Below are 12,298 nucleotides of genomic sequence, written 5' to 3' on the forward strand. Positions count from 1 at the left end.
AGGGGCGCTGGGGGTACCCCCGGCCGGAGGCTGGGGGAGGAACTGCGCGACCAGCCCCCACCGGGCCGCACCCGGCGTCACTCGGAGACGCCCCCCAGCGCCTCCCCCGTCGGCCCGCTCGCCCCCGTCGGCTCCACCACCGCCCCCTCCCAGGACAGCGCCTTCCAGCCGTCCGTCGGGGAGCCCTCCAGGATCACCACGCCGGTGTTGTCCAGGGGGCGGGACGCCGCGTAGGGGACGTCGACGTTGGCCGCGCGGGCCGCCGTCCACATCCGGATCGCGGCGCCGTGGCTGATCATCGCGACCGTGCCGGCCCCGCTTGCGGCGGCCTCCGCCACCACCGCGTCGTAGCGGCCCAGCGCCTCGGTGCCGGTCTCGCCGCCCGGCATGCGCAGCCCCGTGTCGCCGGCCGCCCACGCGAAGACGGTCCGCATGTACTCCTCGCCGGCCGCGGAGTGGCCGGGCAGCATCTCCAGGTCGCCGGCGGAGACCTCCCGGATGCCGTCGCGGACGATCGGTTCGAGGCCCAGGGCGGCGGCCAGCGGTGCGGCGGTGAGCCGGGTGCGGGTCAGGGTGGAGACGTAGAGCGCCTCGATGTCCTCGTCGGCGAGGGCCGCGGGCAGCGCCGCCGCCTGCCGCTCGCCGAGGGGGGTGAGACCGGGCCCCGGGACGGCGGTGTCGAGCAGGTAGGCGACGTTGGCCGGGGTCTGCCCGTGGCGTATGAGGAGCAGGCGCATCCAGGGGTTTCCTCTCAGTTCTCACTCGACCGCACCCCGTAGGGGCAGGAAACAGCCACTTCAGGGTATCCGGACCGGCATGAGCCCAGATGTCGACCTGACCCTCCTGAAGCCCGGCCGGAACGCCCTGCGCGACCGGCTGCTCCGCCTCGACTCCCGGCTGTTCGAGGTGGCCGCCGAGCGGAACTGGCCGTTCGCCGAGCCGGTGCTCCCCCGGCTGAGCCGCAGCGCGAACCACGGGGTGCTGTGGTTCGCGACGGCCGCCGCGGTGGCCGCGTCCCGCACCCCCCGGGCGCGCCGGGCCGCCGCCCGTGGTCTGGCCTCGCTGGCCCTGGCCTCCCTCACCATCAACACCCTCGGCAAGCGCTCGGTACGCCGCCCGCGGCCGCTCCTCGACCCGGTCCCGCTGGCCCGGCAGCTGAAGCGGCAGCCGATCACCACCTCGTTCCCGTCCGGGCATGCCGCGTCGGCGGCGGCCTTCGCGACCGGTGTCGCCCTGGAGTCCCCGGGATGGGGCGCGGTGGTGGCGCCGGTGGCGTTCTCCGTGGCCATGTCGCGGGTGTACACGGGCGTGCACTTCCCGAGCGACGTGCTGGCGGGCGCGGCGCTCGGCGCGGGTGCCGCGTTCGCCGTACGTGCCCTGGTGCCGACCCGGGCGCAGACCGGCCCGCCGGCCCGGCCGCGCGCGAAGGCCCCGGCGCTGCCCGACGGGGAGGGGCTCGTGGTGGTCGCCAACCGCGCCTCGGGCAGTGCCGACCGGGTGCGGGCGCTGCACGACGAGCTGCCCGGTGCGGAGCTGGTGGAGTGCGAGCCCGACGAGGTGAAGGCCGAGTTGGAGAAGGCTGCGCTGCGGGCCCAGGCGCTCGGGGTGTGCGGGGGCGACGGCACGGTGAACGCGGCCGCCGCCACCGCCCTGCGCCACGGGCTGCCGCTCGCGGTACTGCCCGGCGGCACCCTCAACCACTTCGCCTACGACCTGAGCGTGGAGGACGGCCGGGGCCTCGCCCGGGCGGTGCGCGAGGGCGCGGCGGTCCGGGTGGACGTCGGCCGCTTCCGCTCCGGCGACCGGCAGGGCATCTTCCTGAACACGCTGAGCCTGGGAATCTATCCGGAGCTGGTCCGGGAGCGGGAGCGGTGGGCGGGCCGGATCGGCAGCTGGCCCGCCGAGGTGCTGGCCGCGGTGCGCGTGCTGCGCACGGACCGGCATCCGCTGAAGGTCGAACTGCGCGGTGAGACGCACCCGTTGTGGTTGCTGTTCGTGGGCAACTGCCACTACCGCCGGATGGGCCTGGCGCCGGGCCGCCGTACCGACCTGGCGGACGGGCAGCTAGACGTACGGGTGGTGCACGGTGGCCGGCATCCCGCGCTGCGGCTGCTGTCCGCCGCGCTCGCGGGCCCGCTCACCCGCTCCCCCGCGCACGCGGAGGCCCGGGTGAGCCGGCTCAGCCTGACGGGCATCGCGGCCGGCACCCCGCTCGCCTACGACGGCGAGGTCGTCGACGTGACCGGCGGGATGACCGTCGAGAAGCTGCCGGAGGCGCTGACGGTGTACCGGCCGCTGCCCTGACCCCCATCACACCTGACACCTCATCAGTCCACATGACAAAACGCAGGTCTCATTATTCGGCATGCGGGCGTAGCGTTGCGGTCACCGCGGGACGGGGTCGTCCGGCCCCGTCCGCCGGTGCGACGCGAAGGGGTTGGGCCATGTCGAAGCCACAGGAGACCGCCGTCTACACGCACGGGCACCACGAGTCGGTGCTGCGTTCCCACACCTGGCGCACCGCCGCCAACTCGGCCGCCTACCTGCTCGGCGCGCTGAAGCCGCACATGCGGATCCTGGACATCGGCTGCGGCCCGGGGACCATCACCGCGGACCTGGCGGCCCTGGTACCCGAGGGCCGGGTCACCGGCGTCGACCGGGCACCGGAGGTCCTGGAGCAGGCCCGGGCGACCGCCGCCGGGCGGGGGCTGACGAACGTGGACTTCGCGGTCGCCGACGTGCACGCGCTGAACTACCCGGACGACACGTTCTGCGTGGTCCACGCCCACCAGGTACTCCAGCACGTGGGTGACCCGGTACAGGCGCTGCGCGAGATGCGCCGGGTCACGAAACCGGGCGGCTTCATCGCCGTACGCGACTCGGACTACGCGGCGATGACCTGGTACCCGGCGGTGCCCGGGCTGGCGGACTGGCTGGCGCTGTACCGGCGGGTGGCGCGGGCCAACGGAGGCGAGCCGGACGCCGGGCGGCGGCTGAAGTCCTGGGCCCTGGCGGCGGGGCTCACCGACATCACGGCCACCTCGGGCACCTGGACGTACAGCACCGCCGAGGAACGGCGGTGGTGGGGCGGACTGTGGGCGGACCGCACCGTCGCCTCGTCCTACGCCGAGCGGGCCACCGAGGGCGGGCACGCGAGCACGGCGGAGCTGCGGGCGATCTCGGCGGCCTGGCGCCGGTGGGCGGAGCAGGAGGACGGCTGGTTCGCCGTCCTGCACGGAGAGATCCTCTGCCGCAAGTGAGCCGGACCCCGTCGGCCGTGCCCGTGCCGTGGCGGCCGGGTCACTGGCGCGGCAGCAGCGGTCCCAGCGGCCCGAGGTCCAGGTTGAGGTCCTCGGGCCGCAGTCCGTAGCGGTCCCGCAGCTCGGCCATGCGGTCCTCCAGCAGCATCAGGGTGAGCCCGATCCGTTCCTCCTGCTGCTCGGTGAGGTCGCCCGTGTCGAAGCGGCGCAGCGCCTGCCGTTCCATCAGCTGGCGCAGCAACTCCACGACGGTCAGGACGAGCTTCACCAGGTCGCGCTCCACCGTGTCCGGGTCGAGGTCCATCCGGTTGCGGTGCTCGCTCACGTCGGCTCCCCCCAGGGTGCGGGCACTTGGGCGTTGACCGAGCTGATCAGCGCGTTGAGGTCGATGCGGACGAGGTCGACGTCCGCGATGCGCAGGGTGATGTCGCCGGTGATGACGACCCCGCCGGCCAGCAGCCGGTCCAGCAGGTCCACCAGGGCGACCTCACGGCGTTCCACGACGGTCACCGCGCCTCCCCCTGCTCCTGCTCCTGCTCCTGCTCCTGGGGGCGGCCCACGGGCTCGGTGAAGGAGTAGGCCGCCCAGGGGCCGGTGAGTTCCACCCGCATGCCCGGCGCCTCGTCCTTCGTACGGTCGACCAGTTCCACGAACTCCTCGGAATCCGCGCGCCGCACCAGATAGGCCGCGTTGAGCAGGTTCTGCCCGGGGACCCCGGACAGCGAGGCGTTCTGCGGGGGGTGCAGCCGGGAATCCTCGGCCGCGCTCGCAAGCAGCTCGTGCAGCCGGTGCGCGAATTCCTCGGCGGCCCGCCACTTCTCCTCGTGTTCGCGGGTGCGCGAGCGCCGCTGCCGCAGGTAGTCACGTCCGCTGGCGGGCCGTCCGGCGGGCTCGGGCGCCCGCTCCGGCTCGGTGGGCTCGGCGTACAGCTTCACCCCCCACTCCACCCGGCCTTCGAGCCGGTCGAGGGTGTCCAGGAAGTCGGCCTCGCGGGCCTCCATCATGGTCCGTACACCGCTGTCGTCGCGGAACACCGTGGCGAGCCGGAGCGGCAGCGGGGTGGTGACCGTGGTGAGCGCGTCGATCACGCCCTGGTGGGCGCGGGCGGTCGCGGCCAGCCAGTCCAGGTCCTCCAGATGCCCGCGCAGCGGCTCCTCGGCGAAGTCCTGCTCCGGGACCGTACTGACGACGGCCACCAGGTCGCGGTGCCTGAGCAGCCCCGGCGGGGTCCCGCCCACGCCGGTCAGCTGGGCCTGAAGGGCCGCCTCGAAGGGGCGGCAGACGGCGTAGACATAGCGGAGTCCGCCCTGTGCGGTCATCCGTCCTCCCTCTGGCGCTGCCCACGTCCGGCCTCCAGCGCCTCCAGGGCCGCGAGCCGCTCCCGCAGCTCGAGGTTCTCCCGGGTGAGCTGGTCGCTCCGGGCGCGCGTCGACAGCTCCGGGTCGCGCTCCCACCAGTCGATCCCCATCTCCTTCGCCCGGTCCACGGAGGCGACGACCAGGCGGAGTTTGATGGTGAGCAGTTCGATGTCGAGCAGGTTGATCCTGATGTCGCCGGCGATGACGATGCCCTTGTCCAGGACGCGCTCCAGGATGTCGGCGAGGTTCGCGCCCCCGCCGCCGTCCCGGCCGTAGGACTCGGGCAGCCGGCCCGCCATCGTCATCGACGGCTCCCGGACTCGGCGTACTCGTCCTCGTCCTCAGGCTCCTCCTCGGGTTCCTCCTCCTCGTCCTCCTCGTAGTCCTCGTCCTCGGCCTCGTACTCCTCGGGTCCCTCGGACCCGTCGGCCTCGTACTCCTCGGGCTCGTCGGGCTCCTCGGACCCCTCGGCCTCCTCCTCATCGTCCTCCTCGGAGCCCTCGTCCGCCTCGTCGTACGGCTCCTCACCCTCGTAGGGCTCCTCGTCCTGCCCCTCTTCCCGCCCCTCGTCCTGGTCCTCGGCGTTCTCCTCCTCGGCCAGGGCGTCCTCGTGGCTGACGACCACCTCGCCGTCGCGGATCTCGCCGCGCCAGCCGTCGTCGACCTCGCCCTTCATGGAGATGTGGCGGGCGTAGTGCTTCAGGTCGAGCCGGGTGCGGCGGCCGGAGGCGCGCCAGATGTTGGCGGTCTTCTCGAAGAAGCCGCTGGGGTAGTACTCGATCACCAGCAGCACGCGGGTGAGGTTGTCGTCGAGACGGTGGAAGGTCACGACCCCCTTGTGGGTGCCCTTGGCGCCCTCCGACGACCACTGGATGCGGTAGTCGGGCACCTGCTCCAGCGTCTTTCCCTTCCAGCTGCGGCTGGACCACCAGATCTTGCCCTGCCAGTCCGACGTGGTGTCGTCGGCCCGGCCGGCGCTCTTGACGCCCTTGGCGAAGGTGCTGAAGTCCTGGTAGCGGGTCCACTGGTCGTAGGCCGTGCGCACCGGGACGCCGACGTCGACGGACTCGATGATGACCGTCGGCTTCTGCCCCGAGCCCTTGCCCTTCCCCTTGCCCTTGCCGCCCCCCAGGTTCTTCACCTTGTCCATGACGGTGTCCTTGGCGTGGGAGAGGCCCAGCTCCACCGCGGAGCGCACCGGGCCCTTGCCCTCGGCGACCTTGCGGCCGGCGTCGAGGGCGAGCTTGCCGAAGCCGGGGCTGTTGCCCTCGGCGATGTCGTTGAGCTTGCCCGTCGCCTCGCCGAGCTTGGTCCCCGCGCCCACCAGCAGGCGCTGGGCCTGAGCCGCGAGGTACTCCTGGACTTCCGCCTTCAGGCGGTCGGCGGCCTCGGAGCGGGCCACGTTGCCGATCGGTCCGGTGTTCACTGGTCACCGCCTCCCTTCGGCCGGGCCCGGCCGGCCGTCTTCTTGGCGGCGGCCCGGCCCTGTGCGGCCTTCTTGGCCGGCGCCTTCTTCGCGGCGGCCTTCTTCGCCGGGGCCTTCTTGGCGGGCGCCTTCTTGGCCGGGGCCTTCTTGGCGGGCGCCTTCTTCGCCGACCGCTCGGCCTCCGGCCCGTCCGGTTCGTCCTCGGCCGGACCGTCCTCGTCCCGTTCCTCGTCCTCGTCGTCCCGCGCCTCGGCCTCCTCCGCCTCGTTGTCGGCGTTCTCCGCGTCCTCGTCGTCCCGGCCGCCACCGAGACCGAGGTCACCGGAGTCCGGCACGACGCCGGCCAGCTGGTCGCGCACCTCGGCGGTGCGGCCGTGCAGCCGGTCGGCGAGGGCGCCCAGCTGGCGTTCGACCATGGCGCCGGAGGCGGCCTTGCCGACCCCGCGCAGGTCCTGGCGCAACTGGTCGCCGATCTCCTTGAACTGCGGGTTGTCACGCAGTTGCTGGTTGGCGAGGTCCAGCAGTGCCTTCGGACCCAGGTTCAGCCGCTTGCCCGCCACCAGCGAGCCCACGGCGAGGGCCATTTTGAGCTTCTTCGTCCGGCCCAGGAGATATCCGGCCCCGATCGCGAGGCCCAGTCCCATGCGATTCATATACGTGTCCCATTGCCGTGCCCCGCGTCGTTGCGCAGGGCGGTCTCCAGCCGGTCGAGGAGTTCGTCCTCGGCCCGGTCGAACTCCTCCTCGTCGATCTCGCCGGCTTCCAGCCGCTCTTCCAGCCGGGCCAGCTCGGCCCGGACGGTGGCGGGGTCGTAGTAGATCCGCTCCGCCTCGTGCACGACCTGCTCGACGACCCAGGCGCTGCCGCGCACCGGCGCGAACGGCAGTAGCAGCAGCTCCTTGATCAGTCCCATGGCCTTACTCCTGACCGCCCTCCGCACCGCCGACGGTGGTGCCCGCGGGCTCGGAGGGCCCGGGTTCGACAAAGCTGTACGGCGGCAGCGGGCCGTTGACCCGCACGTCGAGGTGCGGATGGCTCTTGCGCAGCTGGTCGACCTGGGCGAGGAACTTCTCGGCCTCGGCCCGGTCCACCAGGTACGACAGGTTGGCGAGCCAGCCGGTCGACTCGGGGCCCACGCTCACGGCCGCCGCTTCCGGCTCCAGTGCCTGGCGCACCTCCACCGCGTCCTCGGCCTCCCGGGCCTGGACGGCGGCCGCCACCATCTCGCCGAGTTGCAGCCGGCTCTCGTAGCTGCCGCCGCCGGACTTCCGGTTGGACTCGGCGAGGGCACGGAGGTCCGCGTTCTCGGACATCACGCGGTGCAGCACGGCGTCCTCGATGTGGCTGGCCTTGATGTTGTACTCGACCCTGCCGTCGAGGGTGCGCAGCCGCTCCAGATAGTGATCGGCGCGTTCGGCGAGCACACCCGCGACGGTCTCGTCGTCCGGGGCGACGCTGCCGAACCGCATCGGCAGCACGCAGCCGCCGCCACCCGCCTCCGCCAGGACGTTCTGGTGGGCGAGCAGGTCCCGCCGCTTGGGCCGCAGCCCTTCGGGGGCCTCACTGACCACCGCGGCCAGCTCACCCTCGGTGATGATCCGCACCGGGCAGGGCGGGTCGCCCACGCCGCCCATGCCCTCGGGCAGGGAGGGGTGCCGGGCGGCCGTGATGCCGTAGACGTACGTACTCACTCCTGCTCCTCCCTCTCCTTGCGGCGGGACGTGGTCGACTTACGCGCACGCGGCCGGGACTCGGTCTCGCCCGAGTGCTCGTCGCGGGCCTGCTGGAAGGCGTCGGAGATGGTCTGGGCGGCGCCGGACAGCGCGCCCTTCGACTTGCCGCGGGCGCCGGACTCGGTGACCTCACCGACGATCTCGGGCAGACCCGGGCTCTTGTTGGGGCCCGACTCCAGGTCGAGCCGGTTGCAGGCCTCGGCGAAGCGCAGGTAGGTGTCGACGCTGGCGACGACGACGCGTACGTCGATCTTCAGGATTTCGATGCCGACGAGAGAGACCCGCACGAACGCGTCAATGACCAGTCCTCGGTCGAGGACGAGTTCAAGCACGTCGTAGAGGCCGCTGGAGCCGCCTCCGCCGGTCTGTTGTGCGGGTACTACGGTCATGCTTGTCCGACCTCCTTGTCGTGGGAATCCTCTGCGGGCGGGCGGCCTAGCGGCCGCCGGACCGTGCCGTATCGGCGCGTCCGCGCTCGTAGCGGCGGACCCGCCGGTATCCGGTGAGCTGACCCTGCGGGTCGAGTTCGACCTGGTAGCTCGCCATCAGGCTCATGGTGTCCGGCACCCTCTGGAGTTCGAGTACCTCGATCTCCAACGCCCAGCCGTCCTCCGTCTGTTCGAAGGAGGACACCGACTCGGCCGTCATGCCGGTGAGTTCGGCGAGCTGGGCGCGTGCCTGGCGCAGGACGTCCATCGGCCCGAGCCGGTCCTTCGCGGCCGCGTGGGATTCGTTGTCGCGATTGCGTTCCTGACGTGAATCGTGTGTCTGAGACGTGTCGTGTGTGTTCGTCATGGCCACCTCTTGGTTCGAGTGGCCGGAGGTACCCCGCTCAAACCTTCACATCCGGCCGGACACTTTGTGCGGTCGCACGACTCCCTTCCGTAGCGCATCCAGCCTGCGCCGGGCCGGACCGAGCGCCCGGCCCCGGCCGGACAGCCCGGCCCAGGGTCTGGTGCGGGCCTGGTCGGCGGCGTCGGCGATCGTCCAGCGGCGGGCGTCGACGTCGGGGTCGGCGAGCTGGTCCCAGCTGATGGGTACGGCGACGGGGGCGCCGGGCCTGGCCCGCACCGTGTAGGGGGCCACCGCGGTCTGCGCGTAGGCGTTGCGTCCCATGTCCAGGAAGAGCCGGTCTCCCCGGTCGTCCTTGCGGACGGCGGTGGTGAGCCGGTCGGGGTGCTCGGCGACGAGCAGCTCGGCGAGGTCGTGGGCGAACGCGCGGACCTCGTCGAAGGGGTGCCCGCCGTTCAGCGGTACCACGAGGTGGACGCCGCGGGAGCCGGTGGTCATGGGTGCCGACGGCAGGCCGAGCCGGTCCAGCAGGTCACCGGCCCAGCCGGCGGCCTGGCGGACTGCGGCGAAGTCGTCGCCGGGCGGATCCAGGTCCAGGACCAGCCGGTCGGGGCGGTCGGGCCGGGTGGCGCGGGAGAGCCAGCGGTGCAGGGTGACGCAGGCCTGGTCGGCGAGGTACACGAGGGTGGCGGTGTCGCCGCAGACCACGTGGGTCACGGTGCCGCCCTCCTTGGCGACCGTGGCCCGCTCGATCCAGTCCGGGTAGTGGTCCGGGGTGTTCTTCTGCATGAACCGGGGGCCGTCCAGGCCGTCCGGGTACCGCTCCAGCATCAGCGGGCGGCCCCGCAGCTGGGGCAGCATGAAGGGCGCGACGGAGCGGTAGTGGTCGACGAGGTCGGCCTTGGTGTACTCCGTCGCCCCGCCGCCGCTCCCGTCCCCGCCACCGTCGTCGCCACCGTCGTCGCCAGGGAAGAGGACCTTGTCCGGCCGGTGCAGTTCCACCGTGCGGCGGCCGGCCCGTACCGGCCGCGTCGTGCCGTCGGTCACCGCACGACCGCCTCCTCCACCAGCAGCCGGCCGGCCGTCGCGATCGCCTCGGCGTCGATGCCGGCGGCGTGCAGCTGCTGGTCGGGAGCGGCCGACCCCGGCATGGTCCGTACGGCGAGCCTGACCAGGCGCGGTACGGGCCTGCCGTCCGTGAAGGCCTCCGCGACCGCGTCGCCGAGGCCGCCCTCCTCGTGGTGGTCCTCGACGGTGAGCAGGCAGCCGGTCTCCTCGGCGGCGCGGTGCAGTGTCTCCCGGTCGACGGGCTTGACCGAGTACAGGTCGACCACCCGGACCTGGATGCCGTCCTCCGCGAGCGCGTCGGCGGCCTTCAGCGCCTCGTGCAGGGTGACCCCGGCGGCGACCACCGTCAGCCGGTCCTCGTCGGAGGAGCGCAGCACCTTGCTGCCGCCGACCGGGAAGTCCTCGTCCGGGCCGTAGATCACCGGGCTCGCGCCGCGGGAGGTGCGCAGGTAGCGGATGCCGTCCAGACCCGCCATGGTGGCGACCAGCTTCGCGGTCTGGTTGGCGTCGCACGGGTAGAGCACGGTCGAGCCGTAGACCGAGCGGAACATCGCCAGGTCCTCCAGGCCCATCTGCGAGGGGCCGTCCTGCCCGATCGCCGCGCCCGCGTGCGAGCCGACCAGGTTGATGCCGCTGCCGCTGATCGAGGCCATCCGCACGAAGTCGTGGGCGCGGGTGAGGAAGGCCGCGAAGGTCGAGGCGTACGGCACCCAGCCGCGCGCCGCCATGCCGACGGCGCCCGCCACCAGTTGCTGCTCGGCGATGTAGAACTCGAAGTACCGGTCGGGGTGTTCCTTGCCGAAGAGTTCGGTACGGGTGGAGTCGCCGACCTCGCCGTCCAGGGCGACGACGTCGGCGCGCGCGGTGCCGAGCGCGACCAGCGCCTTGCCGAAGGCGTCGCGGGTGGGGACCTCGTCACCCTGGTCGTAGCGCGGGAGTTCGAGCGGGCCGGTGGGCACGGAGTGCGGCGCCCGGGCCGCGGACGGCTCCTGCACGTGGACCCGCAGGTCGCGGAGTCCACCGAGTTCGGCGACGGCCTCCTCGGCGTCGGGCACCGGCTTGCCGTGCATGCCCTCGCGGTCCTCCACGGCCTTGACGCCCCGGCCCTTGCGGGTGCGGGCGAGGATGGCGGTGGGCTGCCCGGTGGTGGACGCGGCCTCGCCGTAGGCACGGTCGACGGCGTCCACGTCGTGGCCGTCGATCTCGACGGTGTGCCAGCCGAAGGCCTGGAAGCGGCGGGCGTAGGCGTCGAGGTCGTGGCCGTGCCGGGTGGGGCCGCGCTGGCCGAGCCGGTTGACGTCCACGATCAGGGTGAGGTTGTCGAGGTGCTCGTACCCGGCGTGCTCGGCGGCCTCCCACACGGAGCCCTCCGCCAGCTCGCTGTCCCCGCACAGCACCCAGACCCGGTAGTGGCCGTGCTCCAGCCGCTTCCCGGACAGGGCGATGCCGACGCCCACCGGCAGGCCCTGGCCGAGGGAGCCGGTGGCGGTCTCGACCCACGGCAGCCGGCGCGGGGTGGGGTGCCCCTCCAGGTGGCTGCCGAGCTTGCGGAAGGTGAGCAGCTCGGCGTCGTCGATGGCGCCGGCCGCCTTGTACGCGGCGTAGAGCAGGGGTGAGGCGTGGCCCTTGGAGAGGATGAAGCGGTCGTTGCCGGGGTGGTCGGGGCGGTCGAAGTCGTAGCGCAGATGGTGGGCGAGCAGGACCGCCATCAGGTCGGCGGCGGACATCGACGAGGTCGGATGCCCGGACTCGGCCGCGGCGGCGGCCCGCACGCTGTCCACCCGCAACTGCTGTGCGAGTTCTACGAGTTCGGCGGTGTTCATGGGGCTCCTTCCGGGAAGTGTCACGGTTGCGCGGCGCGCACCCGGGGCCGGTGGCCACGCTGCGGAGACCGCCGGTCACGGTGCGCCTGCACAGGTGCGGCGGGCGCCTCCCCCCGCCACCGTAGGCGGGCGCGCCGGACGCCGCCCGCCGAGGGCGCCCCGGCCGGGACGCGTCGCGGTGCGGCCCACGGGGTGCCGCCTGTGGGGTGGGCGGGTTCAGGTCCGGTGGCGCGGCGTGACCGGGGTCGTGGCGTCCGGGGTGTTCGGGGCGGGGGTGGCGGGCGGGGTGGGCGGCATCGGCGGGTACGGGACGCCGAGTCCGTCCGACGGCCCGGTGGGGGCCACGCCTCCGGCCGCCGCGTGCGGGGCGTGCGGCCTCTTCGGACGGCCCGCCTCCCGCAGCAGGTAGGCGGCCGAGCCGAGGAGCACCGCGGTGATCAGCGCCGCGGCCCAGCCGGGCAGCACGATCGCCAGCGCCAGCCCCACGGCCAGCGCGACCGCGGCCCCCGCGTACAGGGCGGCCGCGCCCGAAGCGGCGTACATGGCCGCCGTGCGCCGCCGCTTGCGGCCCTGCTCGCGCAGTTCGTCGCGTACGGTCTCGCGGGCGACCTGCGCCAGTTCGTCGACGAGCTCCTTGTCCAGATGTTCCAGATGGTCGATGTGCTCCATGCCGTGCGGGTACCCGGGGCCGAATCGGCATAACAGGAGATCACCGGAGGCCGCCCCGGACCGCACCGCTCCAACTAGGGCCCTTCTGATGGATCTCCGTGGGAGAAGGAGCGGCGTTCGGTGCGTGCGATCGGCGTGCGGGGTGGCGGGCGTCGCGACGCCGCGGAGA

16 protein-coding genes are annotated in these 12,298 nt (G+C 73.2%); 2 read left to right on the top strand and 14 right to left on the bottom strand.

Annotated elements, in window-relative coordinates:
• Positions 1 to 77 precede the first annotated feature (77 nt).
• Positions 78 to 737 (bottom strand): histidine phosphatase family protein, encoded by a 660-nt coding sequence (locus tag AB0958_RS42265; RefSeq protein WP_366895820.1) that lies wholly within the window; start codon positions 735 to 737, stop codon positions 78 to 80.
• A 79-nt stretch (positions 738 to 816) separates the two neighbouring features.
• On the opposite strand from AB0958_RS42265, the gene AB0958_RS42270 reads away from it, so the two are divergent.
• Both AB0958_RS42270 and AB0958_RS42275 read left to right on the top strand, forming a co-directional pair.
• Positions 817 to 2,304: a phosphatase PAP2 family protein gene (locus AB0958_RS42270; protein ID WP_366895821.1), complete on the top strand. Its 1,488-nt coding sequence runs from the start codon at positions 817 to 819 to the stop codon at positions 2,302 to 2,304.
• Positions 2,305 to 2,444: 140 nt separating this feature from the next.
• Complete coding sequence (locus AB0958_RS42275) at positions 2,445 to 3,260, top strand: methyltransferase domain-containing protein (protein WP_366895822.1); 816 nt, start codon at positions 2,445 to 2,447, stop codon at positions 3,258 to 3,260.
• A gap of 40 nt (positions 3,261 to 3,300) precedes the next feature.
• Here the strand turns inward: AB0958_RS42275 and AB0958_RS42280 are convergent, their stop codons facing one another.
• The 13 genes from AB0958_RS42280 to AB0958_RS42340 all read right to left on the bottom strand — a co-directional run bounded on the left by AB0958_RS42280 (position 3,301) and on the right by AB0958_RS42340 (position 12,129).
• Entirely contained in the window at positions 3,301 to 3,564 is a 264-nt protein-coding gene (locus AB0958_RS42280; protein WP_360242334.1) for a gas vesicle protein K, read from the bottom strand.
• Between the two features lie 17 nt (positions 3,565 to 3,581).
• Complete coding sequence (locus AB0958_RS42285; RefSeq protein WP_046730146.1) at positions 3,582 to 3,770, bottom strand: gas vesicle protein; 189 nt, start codon at positions 3,768 to 3,770, stop codon at positions 3,582 to 3,584.
• Positions 3,767 to 4,579, bottom strand: a complete 813-nt coding sequence (locus AB0958_RS42290) for a GvpL/GvpF family gas vesicle protein (RefSeq protein WP_366895823.1) — start codon at positions 4,577 to 4,579, stop codon at positions 3,767 to 3,769. The genes AB0958_RS42285 and AB0958_RS42290 overlap by 4 nt, the downstream gene beginning before the upstream one ends.
• Positions 4,576 to 4,923, bottom strand: coding sequence for a gas vesicle protein (locus AB0958_RS42295; protein WP_366895824.1), 348 nt, complete (start codon positions 4,921 to 4,923; stop codon positions 4,576 to 4,578). Before AB0958_RS42295 ends, AB0958_RS42290 begins: the two co-directional genes overlap by 4 nt.
• On the bottom strand, positions 4,920 to 6,044 hold the full coding sequence (locus AB0958_RS42300) for an SRPBCC family protein (RefSeq protein WP_366895825.1): 1,125 nt from the start codon (positions 6,042 to 6,044) through the stop codon (positions 4,920 to 4,922). Before AB0958_RS42300 ends, AB0958_RS42295 begins: the two co-directional genes overlap by 4 nt.
• Positions 6,041 to 6,697: a DNA primase gene (locus AB0958_RS42305; RefSeq protein ID WP_366895826.1), complete on the bottom strand. Its 657-nt coding sequence runs from the start codon at positions 6,695 to 6,697 to the stop codon at positions 6,041 to 6,043. Before AB0958_RS42305 ends, AB0958_RS42300 begins: the two co-directional genes overlap by 4 nt.
• Positions 6,694 to 6,957, bottom strand: a complete 264-nt coding sequence (locus AB0958_RS42310) for a gas vesicle protein GvpG (protein ID WP_132893760.1) — start codon at positions 6,955 to 6,957, stop codon at positions 6,694 to 6,696. Before AB0958_RS42310 ends, AB0958_RS42305 begins: the two co-directional genes overlap by 4 nt.
• A 4-nt stretch (positions 6,958 to 6,961) precedes the next feature.
• A complete protein-coding gene (locus tag AB0958_RS42315; protein ID WP_366895827.1) occupies positions 6,962 to 7,735 on the bottom strand; it encodes a GvpL/GvpF family gas vesicle protein in 774 nt (257 codons plus the stop codon).
• Positions 7,732 to 8,166 carry a gas vesicle structural protein GvpA gene (locus tag AB0958_RS42320; protein ID WP_132893764.1) on the bottom strand — a complete coding sequence of 145 codons (435 nt, stop codon included), beginning with the start codon at positions 8,164 to 8,166 and terminating at the stop codon, positions 7,732 to 7,734. Before AB0958_RS42320 ends, AB0958_RS42315 begins: the two co-directional genes overlap by 4 nt.
• Before the next feature lie 46 nt (positions 8,167 to 8,212).
• Positions 8,213 to 8,572, bottom strand: coding sequence for a gas vesicle protein (locus AB0958_RS42325; protein ID WP_366895828.1), 360 nt, complete (start codon positions 8,570 to 8,572; stop codon positions 8,213 to 8,215).
• Between the two features lie 45 nt (positions 8,573 to 8,617).
• Positions 8,618 to 9,616: a non-homologous end-joining DNA ligase gene (gene ligD, locus AB0958_RS42330; protein ID WP_366895829.1), complete on the bottom strand. Its 999-nt coding sequence runs from the start codon at positions 9,614 to 9,616 to the stop codon at positions 8,618 to 8,620.
• Positions 9,613 to 11,460 (bottom strand): transketolase, encoded by a 1,848-nt coding sequence (locus AB0958_RS42335; protein ID WP_366895830.1) that lies wholly within the window; start codon positions 11,458 to 11,460, stop codon positions 9,613 to 9,615. Before AB0958_RS42335 ends, ligD begins: the two co-directional genes overlap by 4 nt.
• 216 nt (positions 11,461 to 11,676) lie before the next feature.
• Positions 11,677 to 12,129, bottom strand: coding sequence for a phage holin family protein (locus AB0958_RS42340; protein WP_366895831.1), 453 nt, complete (start codon positions 12,127 to 12,129; stop codon positions 11,677 to 11,679).
• Between the last annotated feature and the right edge of the window lie 169 nt (positions 12,130 to 12,298).

Source organism: Streptomyces sp. NPDC006655 (genome assembly GCF_040703965.1).
Classification (GTDB): Bacteria; Actinomycetota; Actinomycetes; order Streptomycetales; family Streptomycetaceae; genus Streptomyces.

What these genes read in the sequence shown, in the direction of transcription:
- AB0958_RS42265 (WP_366895820.1), bottom strand. Translation starts at nt 737, where the DNA reads ATGCGCCTGCTCCTCATACGCCACGGGCAGACCCCGGCCAACGTCGCC.
- AB0958_RS42270 (WP_366895821.1), top strand. Translation starts at nt 817, where the DNA reads ATGAGCCCAGATGTCGACCTGACCCTCCTGAAGCCCGGCCGGAACGCC.
- AB0958_RS42275 (WP_366895822.1), top strand. Translation starts at nt 2,445, where the DNA reads ATGTCGAAGCCACAGGAGACCGCCGTCTACACGCACGGGCACCACGAG.
- AB0958_RS42280 (WP_360242334.1), bottom strand. Translation starts at nt 3,564, where the DNA reads ATGGACCTCGACCCGGACACGGTGGAGCGCGACCTGGTGAAGCTCGTC.
- AB0958_RS42290 (WP_366895823.1), bottom strand. Translation starts at nt 4,579, where the DNA reads ATGACCGCACAGGGCGGACTCCGCTATGTCTACGCCGTCTGCCGCCCC.
- AB0958_RS42295 (WP_366895824.1), bottom strand. Translation starts at nt 4,923, where the DNA reads ATGACGATGGCGGGCCGGCTGCCCGAGTCCTACGGCCGGGACGGCGGC.
- AB0958_RS42305 (WP_366895826.1), bottom strand. Translation starts at nt 6,697, where the DNA reads ATGAATCGCATGGGACTGGGCCTCGCGATCGGGGCCGGATATCTCCTG.
- AB0958_RS42310 (WP_132893760.1), bottom strand. Translation starts at nt 6,957, where the DNA reads ATGGGACTGATCAAGGAGCTGCTGCTACTGCCGTTCGCGCCGGTGCGC.
- AB0958_RS42320 (WP_132893764.1), bottom strand. Translation starts at nt 8,166, where the DNA reads ATGACCGTAGTACCCGCACAACAGACCGGCGGAGGCGGCTCCAGCGGC.
- AB0958_RS42325 (WP_366895828.1), bottom strand. Translation starts at nt 8,572, where the DNA reads ATGACGAACACACACGACACGTCTCAGACACACGATTCACGTCAGGAA.
- AB0958_RS42335 (WP_366895830.1), bottom strand. Translation starts at nt 11,460, where the DNA reads ATGAACACCGCCGAACTCGTAGAACTCGCACAGCAGTTGCGGGTGGAC.
- AB0958_RS42340 (WP_366895831.1), bottom strand. Translation starts at nt 12,129, where the DNA reads ATGGAGCACATCGACCATCTGGAACATCTGGACAAGGAGCTCGTCGAC.